Genomic DNA, 21,318 nt, shown 5'->3' on the forward strand with positions numbered 1-21,318 from the left:
TCAACCGAGCTGCGACAACTGCTTGCGGTGCTGGTCCATGCAGGTCTGGATCACAGCGGTGTTTTGCCGGGTCCATTCGACCGTGCGGTTGATGCCTTCCTGAATCGACACTTTGGCCTCGAAACCGAGCTGCGTGCGCGCCTTTTCGGTAGAGGCAAAACGTTTGCCCGAGCGGTCCCAGTCGCGCGCAGGTTTCAGGTCGAGCGGTGACTTGTTGCCGGTCGCCGCATTGATCGCATTGGCCAGCTCGAGAATCGTGGTCTCGCGCCCGGTCGCCAGGTTGTACACGCCGCCGGCTTCGCCGCGCAGCGCACAAGCCATGAGGCCTCGCGCCATGTCTTCTACGAAGATGAAGTCGCGGCTGGTATTGCCGCCATTATCCAGCGGCAACGACTCCCCATTGAGCGACTTCCAGACAAACGTCGGCGTGACGTTACGCCATACCGTGTGTGCGGTGCCGCGCCAGCGGCCGGCACCCAAAATTTCCCGCGGGCCGTAAACGTTGCTGAAACGCGCCTTCACTATGGGCAGGCCATGACGGATATGGAAGTAATTGCCGTAGAGCTCGCCGACGAGCTTGGAAATCGAATACGGGCTGTCATGCACCAGCGACACCGGCTGCTCTTCCGTCGTCGGACTTGGATCGTCATAGGTTTTTTCGGCGACCGCACAAGCAGCGGCGGCATAAACGACACGACGCAATGTCTTGATGTCCTTGAGGCGGTCGAACAAGGTCAGCGCAGGCAACAGGTTGTTGTCATGGTCGGCCATCGGGTTGGCGATCGACGACTGGTTGCCGTGATAGCAGACCAAGTTGAAAGCGTAGTCGAGATCGTCCGGCAGGTTAGCCAGAACCTGCGTATCGGTCACCGAGCCAACCACGAACTTGACTCGCTTGTCTGATGGCACATTGACCTCATCCGACGACAGCAAGTTGTCGACCACGATGATTTGCTTCGGGTCTTCGGCCAGAAGCATGTGCACCAGGTTGCTGCCGACGAAGCCGGCGCCACCGGCTACCAGAATGCGCGCATTTTTGAATCCTGTTTCCTGAGTCATTTGTCCGTCGTCCGTATTTAGCTGGCCGCTTTGAGGTGGCTGAAGACGTCGGTGACGCCGTATTTGTCGTACCAGGCCAGCTGGCGCTGGATCGTCTCTTCGAATCCCAACAGAGGCTTCCAGCCGAAGGCTTGCGTGGTTTTGCTCGAGTCAAGCGCCACCACAGGCACGTCGTCTGCAGCCGGTGGCGTCACCGGCACATCGCCGGGTTCGAGCTTCAGGTGCTTCGCCACCAGCTCGAAGATTTCCTTGATGTAGTGGGCCTCACCCGACGCGACGTTGAAAACGCCTGACGCGGCACCCGGCTTGACGGCCAGATCCATCATCGAGAGGAAGTCCGACATGTCGAGAAAATCGCGCGCGGTATCCGAACAGAAACACTTCTGACCGGCCTTGAGCCGCTTGTAAAAGGTTGGGATCGGGCCGATCGCCAGACGGGGACCAGTCACGTTGGCAAGCCGCAGCGACACCGCCGGCACCCTGGCCTGCAGCAGGTACTGCTCGCCAGCGGTTTTGGAGATCCCGTAGCTGGTGAACGGTGCGACCGGGTGGTCAACAGGGATTGGCGAGACACCCGACTTGCCGTAGCACAGCACGGTCTGGAAGTTGATCAGGCGCGCAACTTCAGCCTTCTCACTGGCCCGCACGACCTCGATCGTGCCCTGCACGTTGGTCAGCGCGTCCTCCTGCCAGTTCTCCGGGTCTTTGTAGGAAGCGGCGGAATGGATCACGACCTCAGGCCGGAAGTCTGCAAATGCCTTGCCCACAAAATCTGCCGAGGCGATGTGACCTTCGCGGACCTCGAGGCCCGCGACCTCCGGAACCACCTCGCGCTTGCCGGTTGCGAAGTTGTCGAGCACCATGAACTCATGCCCCTGCGGCAGCCAATGCTCGATCAGGTTGGAGCCCAGGCAGCCGGCCCCGCCTGTGATCAGGATGCGCATTATTTCTTTTCCTCGTGCTTGAGGTGGGTGTAGCCGCCGCTGGCGCCGTGTTTACGGAAGTACGCCACGGCCTGGCGCGCGATCTCGTCAAGCGGTGTGAATTCGATCGGGCCGAAATCTTCCATCGTGCGCGATGGATCGAGCAGGATGCTGGCCGCATCATCGGGGCCGAGTTCGCGCACTTCAGCCTCAGGGTAGGTCGGCAGTTCCATGGCTTTCACAACCGCATCGTAGAGCTCCTTGATCGCCACGTCTTTGCCCGACGAGAAATGGTAGGCGCCGGTGCCGGTGCCATCGACAGCCTTGATAACCGCGCGCGCCAGATCCTGGTTGAAACAGAAGTCACGACGCGCCTTGGTCACAAAGCACTTTTTGCCCTCGCTGAGGCGCTGAAAAAAGATCGGCAGCGGACCGCTGACATTACGCGGGCCGATCACATTGGCCAAGCGGAACGAGACATAGTCAACGCCTGAGATCTCAAGGTAGTCTTCCGTAACGGTCTTGGAGATTGCATAGCTGCTGTTGGCCGGGAACTTGGGGTGGTCCAGACGGATCGGCTGCTGTAGCGGCTTGGTACCGTAGCACAGCGCGGTCTGGAAATAAATGAATCGGCCAATCTTGAACTCCTGCGCGGCCTGTATCAAGTTGGTACCGCCTACGCAGTTGGTCAGGGTATCGTTGTACCAGTCGTTGGGCTCCTTGTAGGAAGCTGCGGTGTGCACGATGGCGCCGAAGTTGTGCTCTTTTGCCAGCGCATATACCGCTTCGCGGTTGGCGATGGTCTCGATCACGATCGTCAATTTGGGGTGTTCGGCCAGGTGATGGCGCTGACCGGTCGCGAGATTGTCGATGACCACGACGTCATCGCCGCGCGCCAGCAGCATTTCGCACACATGCGAGCCAATCTGGCCCAAACCGCCAGTAACAAGTACCTTCATGATGTTTTCCTAATAATAGTTGTCGAAGGCCCCTGCCGGAACCCGAAATGCCGCTTTTCGCGGCGATCCGCCATTTTACTGGAGTCGTCAGTCGATAAACTGCTGGTGCCAAAGCTCCAGCGACAGCAGCGCCCAGAGGTTGCGGCTATAGACGCTTTGCCCGCTGAGGACCTGGTCCATATCCACCGGACCGGCCAGATACGAGCGTTCGCGTGCCGCCCTGCTGCTGAAGGTGTCCTTGACGAATTCCGCGGCTGCCCCACCTTGGCGCAGCCAGAGCGTCAACGGCACCGGAAAACCCATCTTGTCCTTACGATCGCGGATCGCCGGTGGCAGCTTGTCGCTGAATACGGTCTTGAGCAGGCGCTTAAGTTCACCGTTGCGGAATTTGACGTCTGCTGGCACGGTTGCGGCAAATTCGATCAGCGGATGATCCAGGAAAGGAACGCGGGACTCGACGCCGTGCGCCATGCTCATGCGGTCTTCGACCTGCAGCAAGGCGGGTAACAGGGTCTTGAAATCGAAATGCGTCATCGAGTCGAAATACGACTCTTTGCCCACGTTGCTGCCCCAGAAGATCTGGCCGAACTCACGGAAAGTGCTTTCGCCGTCGATCACATCGGCCGACAATGCGCCGGCGAAAGTGTTGGCTCGGTTAACTAGGCGCCAGTAACGTCGGTCGCGCTCCTCGAACACGCCCGATGCCCAGAACTCCTTGATCATCGGCTTGTATTGCCGCAGCGTTTCAAGGTTGGGGATGATCGATTCGTAGGTAACCACGTAGTTGCCATTGTGAAGCGTGCCTTCGATGGCTCCCTTGATGCACTGCTCGAAATAGGCCACCAGATAGCGCGCATAGCCACCGAATATTTCGTCGCCACCCTGGCCACCCAATACGACTTTGACATGGCTTTTGACGAGTTTGGACACCATGTACTGCGGAAAGGAACCTGGGCCCGCCACCGGCTGGTCGAGGTGCCAGATGACCTTAGAGATGTTGTCCACGAAGTCACGCTCGGTGATATCGGCGACATGCAGTTGCATGCCCTGGGCGTCGGTTAACGCGCGTGCATAGTGCGATTCGTCGAAATCCGCGCTATCGGTGAACCGCCCGTTGAACGCCTGGAACCGACCTTCGGGCCGAACCTCACGCGCCATGGCTGCGATCAAGCTCGAATCGACGCCGCCGCTGACATAACTGCCAACTTCGACATCGGCCCGCATGTGTACATTGACGGAATCGGCCATGAGTTCGCGTAAGCGCTCAGTGAACCATTTTTCATCGTGCTGATAATCTATGTCGTAGTGCACCTCCCAGTAGCGCTGGGGTTGAAGCCCCTGACCAGGCGCCAGCACGGCATGGTGCGCCGCGGGCATCTGAAAAACGCCATCCAGCAAGGTCTTTTCGCCGAGGCAGAACTGGAAGGTGAAGTAGTCCGAGAGCGCAGCCTTGCTGACTCGAGCGCCGTCGAGAAAGGGTTTCAGGGCTTTCATTTCCGAAGCGAAATACAGCCCTTTGCGAGTCTTCGCCCAATACAGTGGTTTGATGCCAAATCGATCGCGCGCCAGAAACAGCTTCTTGTCCTGTGCGTCCCAGATGGCGAACGCGAACATGCCGCGCAGGCGGGTCACACAATCGATGCCCCAGCGCTCGAAAGCCCGGATGATCACCTCGGTGTCTGACGCCGTGCGGAAGCTCGCGCGACCGCCGAGCTCTTCGCGCAACTCGATGTAGTTGTAGATTTCGCCGTTGAAAATGATCGTGTAACGACCACTTTCGCTGTGCATCGGCTGAGCGCCGGTTTCGATGTCGATGATGCTCAGCCGCACGTGTCCCAGACCGACCTGCCCGTCGGGGGAAACCCACTGGCTTCGGCCGTCGGGACCGCGATGGCGGATGATGTCGAGACCGCTTGAGATCTCGGCCGCGGCCGTATCCCGGGACTGGGGGGTATTACTCAGGAAACCGAATATTCCACACATAAATCGTCACTTCTTCTTTCTTCGCAGAAACGACGGCACCAACGGCCGCAGGATTACCCTCAGCTCTTCCGGCAGGTTTCTCCACACGAAATCTACTGGCGAACGGCTGGGCTTGGGCGGAACATAGGGGCCAGGAGCTCGCAAAAGCGGGGCAGGTGGGTTGATGAGATCTTCGGCATCGCGCAGCACGTCGCGTACCGCAGGTACGCCGGGTACCCGGTTCACCCCGAGTTCTGCGTCGACCATCCTGACAAAAGCCGCATAGGTGTATTTCCCGGATGCAATAACATCACGATAAGCCCGATCAACCATCGCATCGACATACGCGCTATCGGCAAGTTTTTCAAACACCTCCGGTAGATTTCCGCCATCCTTGTCAAGCGGGATGTAGTGCTCGTCAGCGACCACCACACCGGAGTAGTTCCCCCGAAACATGACAAGTGCCGTACGCAGTGCGATCGCCTCAAAGACCCGCGGCGACACCTGATTCATGAGACCGGGGATCTCCCGAGCGCTGACCACGTCGCGGTAGACCTGCAACAAACCAGCCCTCGGGTTTTTCTCCTGATAGGCGGCCACATCTCTTGCCAAAGTTCCGTCCCAGTCGAACACGTTCGATCCGCTTTCAGAGCCCAGCATGCTGCGGCAGGACGCCATGAACCTGTACCAGTCGGCTCCGTAGATGCGCGACTTTTCGTCCCAGGCAATATCGTGAGCGATGTTTTTCTCAACGCAGTAGGCCTTGACCATCTGGCCGACTTCGATTTTTTCGAAGCCGAGTTGGCCGTATTGGACTGGCAGCGAGCGACCACGGTAAGCGATTGTCAAGGGCCGCGCGGAGGTCAGCACGCCGGAAGCGACGGGCAGCTTCTCCGGCACATAACCTGTCAGGTTATTGACAAAGCGTGTATCCGGAAACTCCTCAGGAGGATAAACACGCGCTATTCCGTCTTTGGGGACCACCGTGAATACCAGCGCGATGCCAAGCCGCTTGATCCAGTACCAGGCGCGATAGGTATGGTCATACTCATCCTGAATAAACAAAGCCTTCAGCCCACGATAGGCCTCTAGCTTGGCGGCCAAGCTGTCGTTGACGAGGTCAAATGGAAGGCGCAGCGTGTAATGCAGTATCACTGCATCGAAACTGTCGAGGTCGACGGTGATCGTCTGCCCGCTGTCGCAGAAAAAATAGTCGTTTTCCGAATGTTTCGCGAAACTGCTGACGTGCTCGAGAACGGTGTTTGTAAAAGTCTGCCGAGTCTCAAAAAAAACGAGTACTTTCATTTTTCCGCATGGATATATATATCGAGGCCAGCGATACGCCCAAAATTTCCGAGCAGATTCTTGCGTGGAATGCGCCACAGGGGATCAAAGTTCTCCTTGCGGCAGTGCACCGACTTATACCTGCGCATCATGTGCTGCAGTTGCTTGATGGAGAAGAAATCGGTCTCAGGTGCAGCCTTGCCACTCATATCAGCGTCATATGCCTTGCGCTGCGCTTCTGTTCCTTCGACGCGCACATAACCAGCGTAGCCCGCACGCTCGCGCCGCAACTTTTCCCAAGTTTCCTTTGGAAATCTGACCCACTGCCGAAAAGAGAACTGGTTGTAGACCATCAGATACGCATGCCCACCCGGCTTGAGAACCCGGAAGGTTTCGTCGAGGCAACGCTGTGTATCTCCAGTGTGGTGAAAGCAGCCAATCGACACCACCGCATCGAAAGTCCCGTCCTCAAACGGACATTCGAGCATGTTTCCCTGCTGCGCAAGCCCATCGACACCAAGCATTCCCATGCGCGAATTAACCATGGCAACCGGCCCGCTGGCGATATCCAGGCCATGGTACCTGGCCCCCGCCTCGGCAATTTTCTGCGACAAAGTGCCGTATCCAAGACCGATCTCAAGTACCGCTTTGTCCTTCATCGTATTCACAGGGACCCGATCGAGGAGATATGGGTATAAATCCATGTACCACTTGTCGAAAATCTCGAGAGACTCGCGACTGCCGTCCTTGATGCCGATACCCTGTGCGAGACTTGTGCCGCATAGCGTGTTCCAGAATTCGGAGTTCTGGGTGTTGATGTCTTCTTGGGTAGCCATGAGTATCCGTAAGCGGTTAAGAGTTTTTCATGATTATCGGAGGTTTTCTGGCGCGCCCGTTCAAAGCGCAGCGTCGAAGTAACCTTTGGCCCGTCTGAATGCTTTGAGACCACCCCAGAACAGTACCAAAGCCAGCAGAAAGACATACAAAATACCCCACGTGCTAGGTGATTGGTGCTGCAACATGACGTCGCGATATGCCGTCGAAATCAGATAAAACGGATTGGCGAGACTGAGCTTCTGAACCACTACCGGCATGGCATCAAGAGGATAAAAAATAGGCGTAGCAAACATCATGATCGTCAGGAGATTAGGCAGGACGACGCTCAAGTCGCGAAAAAAAACATTCAACGCGGAGAGCCACAGACCGATGGCAACGATCAGAAAAAACTGAAGCACGACGATCAAGAGCAGCCAGATCACGTGCCAACTCGGCAGGTTTCCGGCGGCGAAAAGAAGCACGAACAGAAAGACGATGCTGACCACCAGGGAAACCATGCCGACCAGTGCCGCGGCAATCGGAACAAGTTCCGTCTTGAACGCCATATTTTTCACCATCCCCGCCGCACCGACTACGGAGGCGGTAGCAGCAGACAGAGCTTCCACCGTCGCCAACCAGGGACCGTAGCCGCTGATCAGCCAGACGACATACGCGAGCGTTGTGTCGGCGCCCGGTAAACGAACCTTGAAAACAAAGCCAAAAACAAAGGTGTAAAGCCCTAACATGAAGAGTGGATTCGCAATGGCCCAGAAACTGCCAAGCGAGGACCCTAGATAACGATCACGCATGTTCATCTTCAGCAGATTGAACGCAAGTCGTAAATCCTGTTTAACGAACCCGAACATATACATTTTTCTTTAAGAGTTTTCGCAGTTAACGGCGATGGGATAAAGCAACATGGGCTTGCCGCCGGCGGGCACCCTCTCAGAGCGTACTTCGAAAATGCTAGTGCTTTCCGCCCTGGTGGCACCTCCATCTGTCAGAACGACATCCAACCGATAGATTCCGATCCCAAGAACTAGCGGTGTCATCCCGATTTCCAGCCGTAACACCCCGTCCAGCTGCAGGTGATCCCGCAGCTCGAATGCCTCGTCGAAAACCACCACGCCGTCGAGTCTGACCATCCGGATTTGTATGGTGGCGTTAACGACATCCACAGGAACCCCGCCGCTCACAGCGAAGCGGGCGGGCGAACCGACCTCGAGAAGGCTTCTCGCGGATACCTCGTCACCCACATGGCAGGTCACGCTTCGTATCAGCCAGCCGTCACGGTGCGATCGCGTTCCGATCAATGACCTGAACTTCGCGACGAGTTGTGCCTCATCCTCGGCCTTGACCGCGTCGATATAGGCCCTGGTCACGTCCCCCGGATGTCCATCCATCACTACCCGACCCGCATCCATCCAGATGCAGCGATTGCAGATACTCTCAATCGCCTGCATCGAATGGGAAACGATGATGACGATTTTTCCACGTGCGCAAATATCCCGTATGCGTTGCGTCGCTTTGACGGAGAACGCGGCGTCACCGACCGAGAGGGCCTCGTCGATGATCAGTATTTCAGGATCGACGTGAGCGATCATAGAGAATGCCAACCGGGCTTTCATCCCGGTGGAATAGGTACGAATGGGGTAATCGATGAACTCGCCGAGATCGGCGAATTCGATGATCTCGTTGATTGCAAGATCTACCGCACTTTTCGCTTTGCCCTGTATCTCCGCGTCGATATAGATGTTTTCGCGTCCGGTAAGGTCTTCACGCAAACCGACGCCCAAAGTAAGGATGGAGGTGATCTTGCCGGTACTGGTGATGCGACCGGAACTGGGCGTAGACAATCCAGCTACAAGATGCAGCAAAGTAGACTTGCCGGCACCGTTGCGCCCCACAATTCCAAGTCGCTCCCCTTGGCGGATGGTCAGGGAAAGGTTGTCGACCGCGACCTTTCCTTCCCCGGGCAACAAGGCGCGAAACATCGCGGTCAGGTCGCTACCCAGCGAATTGCCTTTTGAGAAAACCTTGGTCAGTCCGTCGATGTCGATATTTGGAACCATTTAACTGCCCCTCCGGGTGTCACCCACCGAAAAAGGCAGCCGCACTGCAGCCGTGGACCCGGAACCTTCGACGACCAGCGAATACCCGTTGCCGGCTGTCCATGTTCGCGCGTCGTAGGCAACGGATGGCTCGAGCGGTGTGGCTTTTCTGCTGCTCAGAAATACGTTGACGGAATAGGAGCCGGCCACCAGCGGCAGTTGGGGCACGTTCACGCGAACGGCGTACTTACCGGCGACGTCGCCGACTGCTCGCGCATCCGACAGCAATACGATCTCCCAGCCAATGCCGACCCGCAGGACTTCGATCGATATCGAAAAATCGACCGGCGCATCCTCCAGTAGATTGACCTGGAAAACGAACTCGGTGTCTTGCCCCGCCCGCGCAACATAGCGCCCCGTATTTTCGGGCGAGAACTCTGCGACGCTGAGGTCAATCGGCTTGAGATCGAGATAGCGGACAACTGCCCTGTCGCTGGCACCCGAAAAAACGAAACGTCCGCGATCGATGAGGCTGGTCTGTTCGCAAAGCCGCAGAATCGCCGCCCAGTCATGGGTCACCAAAACGCCGGACGCGCCGCTCAACAAGCGTTGCCGCATGCGACGCCAGCACTTAGCCTGGAAATGTTCGTCCCCGACGGAAAGCAACTCGTCGATCAGATATATCTCATGTTGAAGCACCGTGGCGGTCGCGAAATAAAGACGCGCACGCATGCCTGAGGAATAGGTCCGGATACGCTGACCGAAAGCGTCCCCCAGCTCCGAGAACTCCAGAATATCTTCCAGCAACCTTCCTAGCTCATGCGTCTCTGCCCCCGTCAGTCGGAGATATCGCGTCGCATATTCCAGCCCCGTCAGATTCGGGTTTCCCATGCCACCGAGCTCGAACAGCCCGGCAACCTGGCCATAGCTTTCCACATATCCGGAGGTCGGCTCGTAAACACCACCCAGCACGCGCAACAAGGTGCTTTTTCCGGCACCGTTTTTACCAAGTACGCCCAGAATCTTCCCGCGCGGAACTTCCATCGAAATACCGTCCAGCGCACGAATGCTTTCCCCCCGCACAGGCGCGCCCAGCAACACACGCCAGGCCTTCAGGTCTTTTTGGACCGGATAGCTTTTGCTGACATCGACGCATTTGAGCGCCAGCACCGACGGAAGACTCATGGAGTGACTCCTGGCAATGGTTCTCGCAGCAAGGCGTCACCCGCCAGCAGTTTCGAATAAATGGTGTCGAAGCGGCGCCCGGCAGCCTCTGCGGAATGCCATTTGACGGCAAAGGCTCTCGAGCGCTCGCCGATTACGCGCCGCCGCTCCGGGTCTGCAATCAGGCCACGAAGCACGGCCTCCACGGTGGCGGGTGTTGCACTGACCACCGGAAGCTCGTCAGCATACTCGGGAATTTCTTCGCGCACGCTGTCGAGCCAGGCCGGCCGGATGTAGCAGACTACGGGCTTGCCGAGCATCATGGCTTCACGCGCATTGGCGCCAAACCAGCCGAAAGTCAGCATCTCGAGAAAAATATCAGCCTGCGCCTGCAGGAACCGCACGTCCTTATTCGGGATGCCGAGCGGCTCGATCATTTGGAGCGGCATTCCTTCGGATTTAAGTTTCTCTATCAAGGGCATGTAGATATGCGACGACTTGATATTCACGCCGGCCTTGCTGGTTCGATCCATTTTATTCCCGACCGCGTGATAAAGCACCAGGGCATCAGACGCAACACGACTGATGCGATAGGCGGCGGGTATTTCGATGTCAGGGTGCCAGACTTCCGAATCCAAACAATAAAATTCAGGTACCTCATGAACTCTCGCGTCGTCGTTGTAGTCGACCCTGTTGCCTCCCAGCAAGCATTGAAAGTCTGCGACAGAATTTCTGAATTTCCCCCAAGACAAATTTTTCTCATCGCTACACACAAGTGGCCGATCTTTCCAGATGCAAATCGCGCATACCGATTCGGGGCTCCATCTGGAAAATGCGGTTTGCGAGACACCGTCCTGACAGCCATTGTTGCTGTACACGATCTTCTTCCCCAAAGCCTTCAGAAGTTGAATCTCGCTGTGCATTCCGAATTTTTGCCGCATAAATTCCTGAAGCTCTCCGCCAAAACTTATGCCATGCGCATTGCTGAAATGAAACACGTCATAGCGATATAAAGAAGAAAGGTAAAACTCCAACCTTGTGTCGAAAGAGGACAGGCCGGCAGCCCCAAACCGAAAATCCTCCCCGTGGTAATAAATTTGCGCGTCCGGATTGACATCCCAGTTAAGGAGATCTGCCTTCCAACCAAACTGCCTGAGCATGCGTGAGAGATACCAGGCGTTGTAATAAGCCTGACCGGCATAAAGAACTCTTTTTCCGGAGAGCGCCTGAAAAACCGGCGCCAATAATCTCTGGTTTTTGCGAAGGAACGCCATTTCCGCCAGTAAATCCTGCTGCCCGCCCTCCTCGCTCCACTCCGACCTAAGTCCCACTAGTTCACGTACCGTCATTCTCCACTCGTCGCTCAGACTGTCTAGCGATTTGGCGACCTGCTCGGGCCCCGAGGCCAAAGCCAGTTCTGCAGAAATACGATTGATAAAAGTACCGACGATGGCAGGCAGCTCGAAATGACGGTGAAGATCATCGATGACCTCCTCTCGCAGTTCCGCCTTCAATTCAGCTTTTAGCTCGACCTTCAACTCGGCCCTCAATTCAGCCTTCAGCGACGCATTCAAAAGTTGCATCAGCCGACGAAATCCGCTACGCCGCCATATCCAGCGAATAAACTTTCCGCTCATACCATGCTCCCCGAATCGCGATTCCCGCCGATCAGTCGCGTGACCCCCTCAAAACCGAGTTGCATTAAGGCATCAATTATTGACAAACCGTGTACCGTGCTATCGACGCCGAACTGGGGATATACGGGACTAATAAAACCCTGGCTCGCCAAGCGGATTTGAGCGGCGGCAAACAAGGACTCATCTTGATAACCATCCGCCCCGCCTCCATACATATAAACATCCCCCTTCGCGGCGCGTACAAGCGATATCAACATACGGTTGGACTGCCCCACCGAACCCATCTCCGACGATAAACGAAATTTCTCCCGGGACACGCCAAGCGTCTTAGCTAGCTCCATCACCGCGTTGGCGTTGTATCGAGCCATATTGTTCTCCGGATTAGATACAAGAGGTATCAAGATAGGCATCACTTCACCGTAGCAGGGTGCGTTGCGATAACTTCTTTCGAGCAAGCCCAGAAAGTCTCCTCGCCACGAGACGCTGGACTGGAAATACATTTCATTGATCGCACGAACGCCATGAAATGATCGGTCTATCGGCACCGTCGCCCACTTTGCCTCACCCGAAACGAGCAATTTGACGCGGTTAGACCAGGTGCCGCCGGTCTTGGGCAACTGAACGTGGTCGAGAAAGACAAATACATCACTTCTACGAATTTTGTCGAAGTAGCCTAGCCACGGAAAGAAGTTGGGCTGGTGAATGGCAACAACTACAGGTGCAGGTTCTACAACGGAATGGCTATTCATCACGGCACCGCATTTGAGCGATTTGCTCGATTGAAATCAGTTCCGAGAAATGCTGGCGGCCTGCCGCCGTTTGCAGATAAGCACCGGCGAGTGGCGCAACTTGAGCCCTGATGAGGTTGTAAATCTGGAGATCATCCATTACAGCGAAATCAATCGCGAAGCTGTCCTTGGAAATTCGGGAATTGCTGGTTGCCTCGGCCTCGTTTTGACGGACCGCGGTCCAGTTGCCACTCAAAATATCTGGTAGCGCCCTATCCAGCAGCTGCTTTGTCAACGCCTTTAACTTAAGGCTGAGCGTGACCCAGGTGTCTGTGATGCCGATTTCCGTGGATTCTTGCGCAATGAGCGGTCCAGCGTCGAAGGTCTCGTCCATCAAGTGCAGCGTCACGCCGGTTTGACTCTCCCCATGTATCAGTGCCCACTGAACAGGGTTGGGACCGCGGTTGCGGGGCAATAAAGCCATGTGGACATTGAATGCCCGCCCCTCAACAAGATCAAGAATCTCTTTTTGAATGAGCATCGAGTAGGAATGGCATATCAACCCATCTGGTCGAAGCCGCGAGATACTCGATTGGAAATTGGCGTACTCTGCCGATGTTTTACGCGGCTGGACGATCAGAGGCAACCCAGACAGGTCTGCCAGCTTCAGAAGCTGTTCGTGCTCGTGACCGCGTATACCGGCGACAACCACCGCGGCGATGCGGGAACGCGGAATTCTTTCTAGTAACTCCGGGATGCCGTGGAGGTCACCTACCAATACTATTTTCTTCATATTACGGCTATAAGCCTACTGTTATGGATCGGTTGCAAACTTCTGCTTGAGAGCCCTCCATTTTTGCGAACCCAACAACGGAGATGTTTGCCTCCGAGTCTTAGTATTGAGTGGCATCTCAACGGATTCAATAACTGAGATTCCCTCGTTAAAAATCGCGTCTTCTGCCCCTCCCCATACCGCAGCGCTCGCAAGTATTTTGCAAAAATATAAGCACCCCTCTTCGGCGATATCGGACGAAACGTCGTGCCCCTGCCTAAAAAGCGTTCTGCAAATCTGGGACCAGCGCTGATACTCAATATCCGAAGTACTGGTTATGACGTCCCACGCCACATCACAGACTGCGGGAGTCAGCTGGCTTATGCACCTCTCCAGCTCAATTTGCTGCAAAAACTCATCAACATCAGACGGCCGAACATGCCAGTAGTTGACTGCAGCTGCTCGGAAGAAGCTTTTAAGCTGCCGAATGTGCAAGCGGTACAACTCCAGGAGCAATTCATTCAGATGCCCGCTGTTCCAAAGGAAGTCGCAAAGTTGATACTGAACGATACTAATTTTTTTAAGGAATTGAAGACTCCCAGCGGGTCCAGCTAGATTTTTCCGCTCATGCGTTTGAAGGCCATGATCATAATGATTCATCACAGAATGAGCTCGACCGTAAACACTTCGGAATATTCGCTCACGAGGATGCAAAGGCGTTTCCTGCCACCAACCCGGATGCGTCAGAACCTGCAGACAGGGGTCTTGTGCGCTTTCTAGAACCTCTCGCAAACGTCTGAAACGCCAATATCCGTTGGAATCTGAACAATAAGGAATGGCCGTCTTGAGTGTTCGAGAGTAGCAATTAATCAGCCCACCGTAGGTGGCGCGTTCGCACGACAGCAAAAATTGAGTGGGATTGTGAAAGCTGAAAGCGACAGGTTCAACATCAAACCAATTCTTCAACCAACCTGCTTCGCGCTTAACGAGCGCGTCTAATTGATCTTCGGATTCAATGTCGTAGTACGCAGCATCAAAGTGCAACCCGATATCGTGCCCGAGAAGAAGAATTTTCTCGACGATTTCGGTTTGCCTTTTCTCAAGCAGATTATAAAATTCGCAGTGTGGATTTAAAAAATAAGTTGAGTTCACCGACTCTTGGGACTCGAGTTGTGCCAATCGCAAAGAACGATTAAGAGAATAGTCACAGTCGTGCCGCCAAAGCACCCCTCGCTCCTCAAAAGCAAGCTCGCGATAATCGATAAATTTGTAATTTAGTTTGGCGAGCCGCAACAATTCCACATATTGCGCAGTAGTGAAGTCTTCTATTTGGTTTAATTTGAACGCACTCATTCTGCAAATCTTAAATCTTCATCAGGCGAATCTCTGCCTTATAGATCGAACGAGCTGATTAGGCATCTTTTCCCCGTTCGGCGACTCAATTTCTTTCAGTCTCAATTTCCCCACTCCCGTAGCCACCTCAACAAAGCCTTCGCCGATCAGCGTCACCTGCCCAGGAATTGCGAGAAAATTTTCTGCCGGCGCAAGCTCGGCATCCCAGACAATGATTTTTTGCGTTTCGAAGTTGCAAAATGCTCCTGCGTATGGCTTGTTGCAGGCGTTAATCAAGCGAAGAATTTCGACAGCGCTTTTACCCCAGTCGATTCGCCCATCTTCCGGTTTTCGAGGATAGCAACGAAGAGCTCTCCCTGGGTCTTTTGACTGAGTTTCGAGTACAAAATTAGGGTCCGCCCCAAGGTGATTCAGCGCATCCAAAAACAAATCTGGAATCCGCTCATTCATCCATTGATAGACGGCGGTCACCTTGGTATCAAGGCACAACGGAAAATAGTCACGCGCAACGATATCACCACTGTCCAGTTCACCACCGATCATGCGATGGATGCACAACCCAACCTTATCTTCGCCATTGATGATCGCCCAAGCCTGACAAGCATTCCCGCGATAACGAGGCAGGTCCCCGCCATGCGCGTTCAAAATACCAAGTGGGAAGAGTTCGATCACGGAATTTGGTATGACGCTACTGTAATTAACGCTGACACAGATATCTGGAAAGTCACGCCGGATAAAGGCCTCCTGCCCTTCGATGCGTCCGGATTGGATAAATGGCACATCCCACTGCGCGGCCAGAATGCGAAAATCCTCTGCGGTCTTGGTGTATTCCGGAGCTTCTTTGGCGGTAATGATATGAACAATTTCATGTCCATTTTTCCTAAGAAATTTGGCGGTTTCGAACAAGATTTCTGTCCGGCCAATAATACTGACTCTCACAGCCCGCCTGCTTTCCGCTCTTGTACCGCACTCGTCATTGCCAAGAGGTCCAGCATACGGGTACGTGTACCGATTCCATCGTAACGATGTTTCTCTAGCTCATCCGGTCTTTGATGCAAAGAGCGAGTGCGTTCATAGCGATCTAGACGCTCGGTATTTAGAAAAATATGGATGGGATGGAAGTTGAATACCTTCAAGCCAGCTCGTTGAATCAGCGCTTCAAGTGCAGTGTTTTCGTCGCTCAGGCACCAAACATCATCCTCCCAAAAATAGGGGACCCGGATTAAACCGTTCCAGTGAATCCACGGCTTAAGTTCGATTTGAGTCTGCTCCGGAATAAAGTGATTGCAATCGTGGGTTAACTTGCGAGACCTAAAAAGGTCGAGCACCCCTGTGTTTTGTGTAATCGAATGACTTCGCACTGATTTAGCCTCGGGCACGAATTGAAGCAGGCGATCAATAACTTCCGCAGCTGTTCGTCCATTTCTGTCGTCACCCTGAAGGAGAAAATTAAAGTTCGGGTGAATACCGAGTTCAAACCTGCGGTTACCCCGTAGTCGACTCAGCAAGGGAGTGTCATGAGTTACGAACCAAGTTGCCGCGACGCCAGCTGCCTCGACCAACTCAATGGTGTCTGCGAGCACTTCGTCATGCGCCCAATCAATATCGAACGTTAAATGAATCTCTGACTTCAGCTCGACGGTGGGCGTAATCACACACTCTGATATTTTCGCAAAGGACACCGGCCTGTACGAAGCAGTCCCGGCGTGATCGCGTTCTCGCCTACTATGCATTGAGCAACTCATTGATTTGGAGAATGCAAGTGTTTCGCAGCGAGGGATGCGTCCCATAGAAAAGCTTCGCCCCAAAAGTGCGGGTCATTACTAAACTCACTAAAGACAGATTTCGGACGAATTCATCTGTACTTTCAATACGAGTTCTGAAAGATCGGTTGCGGTTATAACGTGTCATCGCCATCTCCATCTGGTCGCTCAGGGCGCCATAGTGTGATGCAGACCTTCTGCCCCTCTACAAAAAAGAATGCGGGATAACTAACGGGGTCGCAGGCACGGATCGAGTTGAAAAGCGAAAGTAAGGATTTTGTCGCGTCAATCTCGGAGTCCTCAGGAGTCCGCAGCTTCAAGTACTCCGAGGCCAACATTTCATCCTGAGGATGCCCGACAACGTTTCCGGTTTTTAATAATTGAATTGCGTCATATAAAGCCTGAGGCTCTATTTCCTGACACTTGCGATACATGCTTTTAGGAGTATCAAAACTGCTGAGCTCTACTTCTCTCTGAATGATGATATTTCCGCGATCCAGTTCGTTAGTCAAGAAGTGGACAGTGACGCCGGTTCTTTTTTCCCCATTGATCAGCACAAAGGGCCCACTCCGATATCCTCTGTATTTCGGCAAGAGCGTTGGATGCACATTGATTGCATGGCGAACAGACGCTATATGGCGACGGTCAATCACGTAGGGATAGCCGCAAGACACAATAACATCTGGCTTGAGCTGATCCAAGATGGCACCGAGTCCGTTACGTTTTGTCGGAATAACTGGCACGAAGAACTCGATAGCGGTAGTAACCACACGTTCGAATCGACGATTCTGAGGCGTGAGCGCGGGTGTGATTACACCGCACACATTCTCGCCTTTTTCTAACAGAAATCTAAGCGCATGTTCGCGTGCGCCACCGCTTAGAAAGGCAATTCTCATGCCTTGAGCCAGGCAAATGGAGCCACATAGAAGTAGGGATAATCTCGAATTAGATCCTCCTTCGATTGCTCAAGCAAACTCTTGTCCATAATGGTCGTCGAATAGTGATAAGGCATATCAATTGCACCCCAACTTTGCTTGAATTTATATACCCCGGATTGACTATGCCACGTACCGCCCCAATTCCACCACGTCATTCCCTCGGCAACGGCGTCGGCCATTGCGTGAGATATCAGCATGCTTAGCGCCTGAGTCGAGCGATGCTCCTTGACAATTACAGGCGTAAAGTAGTCGACTGTTCTATTAAAGTAAAACAAAAGGAGGCCGGCAATCGGGGCCCCTTCAATCGTCGCTGTATAAATTCGGTAGTCAGATCCATATCGGAAGTGCTTCGTTAAGAGTTCAAAAAAAAGTTTGGGTTTTGCCAGTCCACCGAGTTCCAACATATTTGATGCATGGGTATCAGATAAAAACTGCATCGCGGCCACCGTTTCGGAGTGAGCCACAGTAACACCTAATTTTTCTGCCTTCCGCACCATATTTCGCGTTTTGGGTTGCAAGAATGTCATTACGGCAGATCGTGGCTCATCACTATTTTCAGGCAATCGCGTCATTTGACCAATTCTTGAGTCCGTAACCTTTACATTCGCGCCCCATTCTTTTACGTCATGCTTAGCCGTCAAAGGGGAGAAAATAATCGTACTGCTACCGCAGCCCATTTGCACAGCGAGGTCGTTAAAGTACTTCAATAGAAGTTGCCCAACTTGGGCATTTCCTTCACGAATAATTGGGCCGCCATGACTACCGTAAAACGGCATTGAATTGGCAACGCCCACTTTTCCAGGAATGCTTTTCACAAATGCTGGAAGTACGCCGACTATCTGGGCTGCGCTATTTCTAGCAATGAGATAACGATCATCAGCCCCCCCCAAAAAGTCCCTTAAAAGGTTTCGGTATCGTAAAGACGCATATATCAGCGCTGTCGGAATCGAGGCAATGAAAGCTTCGTACTCAGGTTCCGTATCTTCGGTGAGAAGTTCGACAGTGAAATTCATGCCAGAACCTTTGTCGCGACCTCAAGAATATGATTTAAGTCCGTCTGCTGCAGCGATGGATATAACGGCAAGGACAATGTAGTTCTATACAGTTCGGCAGCAACAGGAAAGTTCCTGTCATCAGTCGTCTGCTGCCGATGAAGAAGTTGGTCAACACCCCTGCGCGTCGTCACGCCATATATCTGAAAATTCTCAGAAAATGCGTCGAATCCAGAAGCCAAAGACAATGGAAATCGAAAGAACATGCATCGATTCTTAACCCTGGACAAGCGCTTGGTCGCTTCGGGAGGCAGGCTCTCAAAATAGGTATTAGCCAGCAACGCTCGCCTATGAAGCATTTCCGGATAACGTCGCAATTGACTTAGTGCAAGTGCTGCCTGCAAATCGGAAAATCTCCCGCTCTCCGGTGTACGCTCGTAGCTGTTTGTGATGGCTTTTGCGATTTCGGGGTGAGCCGTGGCAATTAGCCCACCCTCGGCGCCAGTCAAACACTTTGTGGCATGAAGCGAATAAATTGCAACAGCCCCGATCGCTCCAACTTGTGGAGAAAAACATTGGCAACAATCCTCAATAACTGGAACTCCAAATTGCAGTAGTGCCTGGACATCCGCAAAGACTCCAAAAGCGTGAACAGCAACAATGGCCACTGTTTTTGACGAAAGAACAGAAGAAACGCTAGCTGCATTAATGCACCAGTCTTCACCGACGTCACAGTAAACAGGTCTCGCACCTATAGCGCGCACCGCATCAGCGACCGACTGACACACGTAAGTTGGCATCACAACCTCTCCCTCTGAGCCCACGCCCAGAGCAAGTAACGCACGAACCAATGCTGCTTGTCCGCTTGTTGTCGCCCACGCCCTATCGAGCTGCAAATACCGTTGGCACTCCGCTTCGAACTCTTGAACCAAAACTCCATTGGCAAGCATTCCGCGGGCGAGCACTGCGGAAACACTAGAAATGTCGTCAGCAGAAATCCAAGGAGCTGAATGTGGAATATTCATCCTACCCTCCGCCCCCCCAAGTGGCACTGCAACCACTGTTCGATGCTAAGCAATGACCATATCAATAGTCGTCTGTTTTGCTCACCCGAAAGATGTTCTTGAAGAAGTTTGGTAACGGCATCGCGATCAAGATACGCGTACAAAAGAGGCTGGCCAGCCGTCAGTTTGCGCCGCACAAAGTCGATACTTTCGCCTTTGAACCAGCTAGCATCGGGCGCAGAAAACCCCTGCTTCTCTGCCTTTGCAATATCGCCAGGCAGATGCCGCTGCATGACATCGCGCAGAATCTGCTTGCCGTCGCGGGTTTTCTGGAAGTACTGGTTGGCCTTGCCGCCCATTTCGTTTTCGTTGATGCGCAAGACTTGGGAAAGGTTGTTCAACTTGAGCCGGACCGGGCAGCGCATTGAAAAATCCACCAGATCGTTATCCAGGAACGGCACCCTGCTCTCCAGGCCGTGCGCCATGCTGAGCTTGTCCTCGACGACAAGCAGCCCGTGCAGGAAGGTCTTGGCCTCGAAGTACAACGAATGGTTGATGTAGTCCTCAGGACTGGTGAATTTTTCCGCATGGTGTTTGAATACGTCGCGGAAAATATCACGCGTCCACACCTTGTCGACATCGCCCCATATCGGCGAGAAAACCTGCTTGATCTGTGTGTTGGGTATGAGCCTTTGCCAGAACGCGTAGTACTTATCGATGTAATGCTCGAAATCGTCGTTCACGACGGCGCGGTAGTAGCGCCACGGATAGCCGCCGAAAAGCTCGTCACCGCCAGCGCCGCTCAACACCACCTTGACGAATTTGGACGCCAATTTCGCGGCGTAATAGTTGGGGTAGCTCTGGCCGACCCTCGGCTCTTCGAGGTGCCATGCCAGCTTGGGGAGTACGCGCTCCATGTCACCGGCCTTCAACACCATCTCATAGTGCTCGGTCTTGAAATGGTAAGACATGTATTCGGCTTTGGACCGCTCATCGAAACCCAGCTCTATGCCCGACGCCGAATTGAGATCGAAACCGCAAGTGAACGTCTTCATATACGGATAAGACCGGGCGGCGACCGCGGTGATGGACCCGGAGTCCATGCCTCCGCTGAGATAGCTACCTAGCTCCACATCTGTCACGAGTTGTCGATTGACGGCTTGCCGAAAAAGTCGGTCAAGCTCCTCGCGGTATTCGTCGTCGCTTGCCGCCAATTCGGGTTCGCGAAAATCAAAATCCCAATACTGCGTGAGCTTCAGTTTCGGGTGGCTGTCCCGAAGCTTGATGATGCCGTAGTGCCCGGCCGGAAGCAGCCTGACATCCTCGAGCAAAGTCCGGTCGGTGAATATGTTCTGGAAAGTGAAATACTCCAGCAACGCCGCCTTGTCGACCTTGCGCTCGAATTCTGGCCGGGCCAGCAAAGCTTTCTGCTCGGATCCGAATACGAAATCGTGTCCCTGCTCGCTGTAGTAAAGCGGCTTGATGCCATAGCGATCGCGCGCCAGAAAAAGCTCTTGGGCGACGCGATCCCACAGTGCGATTGCGAACATGCCGTTGAATCGTTCGACGGCCCTGGGACCCCATTCGGCCAGAGCGCCAAGCACCACCTCCGTATCCGACGCGGAATGGAAGCGACGCCCCAGAGCCTCCAGCTCGGCGCGGACCTCGCGATAGTTGTAGACCTCGCCGTTGTAACTCAATACGTAGCGTTGATCGACCGACACCATGGGCTGATGGCCGCCCGATGTTAAGTCGATGATCGCAAGCCGTCGATGACCCATGCCGACATTGTTTTCTATCCACTGCCCTTCGCCATCCGGCCCGCGGTGCGCAATGGCATCCGTCATTTTTTTGAGCACGACAGGAGAGACCGGCTCACCCCGCAGATGGATCAAGCCGGCAATGCCACACAT

Annotated in this window: 19 protein-coding genes; all 19 read right to left on the reverse strand. The window is 54.0% G+C overall.

Annotated elements, in window-relative coordinates:
- The gene (locus ACQ4MS_RS06135; protein ID WP_431098435.1) at positions 1–1,059 is read right to left on the reverse strand and encodes an NAD-dependent epimerase/dehydratase family protein; all 1,059 of its coding nucleotides are present in this window, start codon (positions 1,057–1,059) and stop codon (positions 1–3) included.
- A gap of 17 nt (positions 1,060–1,076) precedes the next feature.
- Positions 1,077–2,003, reverse strand: coding sequence for an NAD-dependent epimerase/dehydratase family protein (locus ACQ4MS_RS06140; RefSeq protein WP_431098437.1), 927 nt, complete (start codon positions 2,001–2,003; stop codon positions 1,077–1,079).
- Positions 2,003–2,941 (reverse strand): NAD-dependent epimerase/dehydratase family protein, encoded by a 939-nt coding sequence (locus ACQ4MS_RS06145; RefSeq protein ID WP_431098439.1) that lies wholly within the window; start codon positions 2,939–2,941, stop codon positions 2,003–2,005. Before ACQ4MS_RS06145 ends, ACQ4MS_RS06140 begins: the two co-directional genes overlap by 1 nt.
- Positions 2,942–3,028: 87 nt before the next feature.
- A complete protein-coding gene (asnB, locus tag ACQ4MS_RS06150) occupies positions 3,029–4,924 on the reverse strand; it encodes an asparagine synthase (glutamine-hydrolyzing) (RefSeq protein WP_431098441.1) in 1,896 nt (631 codons plus the stop codon).
- A gap of 6 nt (positions 4,925–4,930) precedes the next feature.
- The gene (locus ACQ4MS_RS06155) at positions 4,931–6,208 is read right to left on the reverse strand and encodes a hypothetical protein (protein WP_431098443.1); all 1,278 of its coding nucleotides are present in this window, start codon (positions 6,206–6,208) and stop codon (positions 4,931–4,933) included.
- The gene (locus tag ACQ4MS_RS06160) at positions 6,205–7,023 is read right to left on the reverse strand and encodes a class I SAM-dependent methyltransferase (RefSeq protein ID WP_431098444.1); all 819 of its coding nucleotides are present in this window, start codon (positions 7,021–7,023) and stop codon (positions 6,205–6,207) included. Before ACQ4MS_RS06160 ends, ACQ4MS_RS06155 begins: the two co-directional genes overlap by 4 nt.
- 60 nt (positions 7,024–7,083) lie before the next feature.
- Positions 7,084–7,869 (reverse strand): ABC transporter permease, encoded by a 786-nt coding sequence (locus ACQ4MS_RS06165; RefSeq protein ID WP_431098446.1) that lies wholly within the window; start codon positions 7,867–7,869, stop codon positions 7,084–7,086.
- 12 nt (positions 7,870–7,881) lie between these two features.
- Positions 7,882–9,075: an ABC transporter ATP-binding protein gene (locus tag ACQ4MS_RS06170; RefSeq protein WP_431098447.1), complete on the reverse strand. Its 1,194-nt coding sequence runs from the start codon at positions 9,073–9,075 to the stop codon at positions 7,882–7,884.
- Positions 9,076–10,239, reverse strand: a complete 1,164-nt coding sequence (locus ACQ4MS_RS06175; protein WP_431098449.1) for an ABC transporter ATP-binding protein — start codon at positions 10,237–10,239, stop codon at positions 9,076–9,078.
- On the reverse strand, positions 10,236–11,855 hold the full coding sequence (locus tag ACQ4MS_RS06180) for a glycosyltransferase (protein WP_431098451.1): 1,620 nt from the start codon (positions 11,853–11,855) through the stop codon (positions 10,236–10,238). The genes ACQ4MS_RS06175 and ACQ4MS_RS06180 overlap by 4 nt, the downstream gene beginning before the upstream one ends.
- Entirely contained in the window at positions 11,852–12,604 is a 753-nt protein-coding gene (locus ACQ4MS_RS06185; protein ID WP_431098452.1) for a WbqC family protein, read from the reverse strand. The genes ACQ4MS_RS06180 and ACQ4MS_RS06185 overlap by 4 nt, the downstream gene beginning before the upstream one ends.
- Entirely contained in the window at positions 12,597–13,376 is a 780-nt protein-coding gene (locus ACQ4MS_RS06190; protein WP_431098453.1) for a methionyl-tRNA formyltransferase, read from the reverse strand. The genes ACQ4MS_RS06185 and ACQ4MS_RS06190 overlap by 8 nt, the downstream gene beginning before the upstream one ends.
- Before the next feature lie 21 nt (positions 13,377–13,397).
- Positions 13,398–14,708, reverse strand: a complete 1,311-nt coding sequence (locus tag ACQ4MS_RS06195) for a hypothetical protein (protein ID WP_431098454.1) — start codon at positions 14,706–14,708, stop codon at positions 13,398–13,400.
- A gap of 21 nt (positions 14,709–14,729) precedes the next feature.
- Entirely contained in the window at positions 14,730–15,647 is a 918-nt protein-coding gene (locus tag ACQ4MS_RS06200; protein WP_431098455.1) for a methionyl-tRNA formyltransferase, read from the reverse strand.
- Positions 15,644–16,363 carry a hypothetical protein gene (locus tag ACQ4MS_RS06205; protein WP_431098456.1) on the reverse strand — a complete coding sequence of 240 codons (720 nt, stop codon included), beginning with the start codon at positions 16,361–16,363 and terminating at the stop codon, positions 15,644–15,646. The genes ACQ4MS_RS06200 and ACQ4MS_RS06205 overlap by 4 nt, the downstream gene beginning before the upstream one ends.
- A gap of 242 nt (positions 16,364–16,605) precedes the next feature.
- Entirely contained in the window at positions 16,606–17,367 is a 762-nt protein-coding gene (locus ACQ4MS_RS06210) for a methionyl-tRNA formyltransferase (RefSeq protein ID WP_431098457.1), read from the reverse strand.
- Positions 17,364–18,422: a GNAT family N-acetyltransferase gene (locus ACQ4MS_RS06215; protein ID WP_431098458.1), complete on the reverse strand. Its 1,059-nt coding sequence runs from the start codon at positions 18,420–18,422 to the stop codon at positions 17,364–17,366. The genes ACQ4MS_RS06210 and ACQ4MS_RS06215 overlap by 4 nt, the downstream gene beginning before the upstream one ends.
- Entirely contained in the window at positions 18,419–19,426 is a 1,008-nt protein-coding gene (locus ACQ4MS_RS06220; protein WP_431098459.1) for a DegT/DnrJ/EryC1/StrS family aminotransferase, read from the reverse strand. Before ACQ4MS_RS06220 ends, ACQ4MS_RS06215 begins: the two co-directional genes overlap by 4 nt.
- Complete coding sequence (gene asnB, locus ACQ4MS_RS06225; protein ID WP_431098460.1) at positions 19,423–21,318, reverse strand: asparagine synthase (glutamine-hydrolyzing); 1,896 nt, start codon at positions 21,316–21,318, stop codon at positions 19,423–19,425. The genes ACQ4MS_RS06220 and asnB (ACQ4MS_RS06225) overlap by 4 nt, the downstream gene beginning before the upstream one ends.

It is taken from the genome of Polaromonas aquatica (assembly GCF_050626995.1).
GTDB classification, from domain to species: domain Bacteria; phylum Pseudomonadota; class Gammaproteobacteria; order Burkholderiales; family Burkholderiaceae_C; genus Polaromonas; species Polaromonas aquatica_A.

Coding starts and splice junctions, on each gene's coding strand:
- ACQ4MS_RS06135 (WP_431098435.1), bottom strand. CDS start 1,059: ATGACTCAGGAAACAGGATTCAAAAATGCGCGCATTCTGGTAGCCGGT.
- ACQ4MS_RS06215 (WP_431098458.1), bottom strand. CDS start 18,422: ATGAATTTCACTGTCGAACTTCTCACCGAAGATACGGAACCTGAGTAC.
- ACQ4MS_RS06180 (WP_431098451.1), bottom strand. CDS start 11,855: ATGAGCGGAAAGTTTATTCGCTGGATATGGCGGCGTAGCGGATTTCGT.
- asnB (WP_431098441.1), bottom strand. CDS start 4,924: ATGTGTGGAATATTCGGTTTCCTGAGTAATACCCCCCAGTCCCGGGAT.
- ACQ4MS_RS06165 (WP_431098446.1), bottom strand. CDS start 7,869: ATGTTCGGGTTCGTTAAACAGGATTTACGACTTGCGTTCAATCTGCTG.
- ACQ4MS_RS06170 (WP_431098447.1), bottom strand. CDS start 9,075: ATGGTTCCAAATATCGACATCGACGGACTGACCAAGGTTTTCTCAAAA.
- ACQ4MS_RS06195 (WP_431098454.1), bottom strand. CDS start 14,708: ATGAGTGCGTTCAAATTAAACCAAATAGAAGACTTCACTACTGCGCAA.
- ACQ4MS_RS06175 (WP_431098449.1), bottom strand. CDS start 10,239: ATGAGTCTTCCGTCGGTGCTGGCGCTCAAATGCGTCGATGTCAGCAAA.
- asnB (WP_431098460.1), bottom strand. CDS start 21,318: ATGTGTGGCATTGCCGGCTTGATCCATCTGCGGGGTGAGCCGGTCTCT.
- ACQ4MS_RS06220 (WP_431098459.1), bottom strand. CDS start 19,426: ATGAATATTCCACATTCAGCTCCTTGGATTTCTGCTGACGACATTTCT.
- ACQ4MS_RS06145 (WP_431098439.1), bottom strand. CDS start 2,941: ATGAAGGTACTTGTTACTGGCGGTTTGGGCCAGATTGGCTCGCATGTG.
- ACQ4MS_RS06155 (WP_431098443.1), bottom strand. CDS start 6,208: ATGAAAGTACTCGTTTTTTTTGAGACTCGGCAGACTTTTACAAACACC.
- ACQ4MS_RS06160 (WP_431098444.1), bottom strand. CDS start 7,023: ATGGCTACCCAAGAAGACATCAACACCCAGAACTCCGAATTCTGGAAC.
- ACQ4MS_RS06210 (WP_431098457.1), bottom strand. CDS start 17,367: ATGAGAATTGCCTTTCTAAGCGGTGGCGCACGCGAACATGCGCTTAGA.
- ACQ4MS_RS06190 (WP_431098453.1), bottom strand. CDS start 13,376: ATGAAGAAAATAGTATTGGTAGGTGACCTCCACGGCATCCCGGAGTTA.
- ACQ4MS_RS06140 (WP_431098437.1), bottom strand. CDS start 2,003: ATGCGCATCCTGATCACAGGCGGGGCCGGCTGCCTGGGCTCCAACCTG.
- ACQ4MS_RS06185 (WP_431098452.1), bottom strand. CDS start 12,604: ATGAATAGCCATTCCGTTGTAGAACCTGCACCTGTAGTTGTTGCCATT.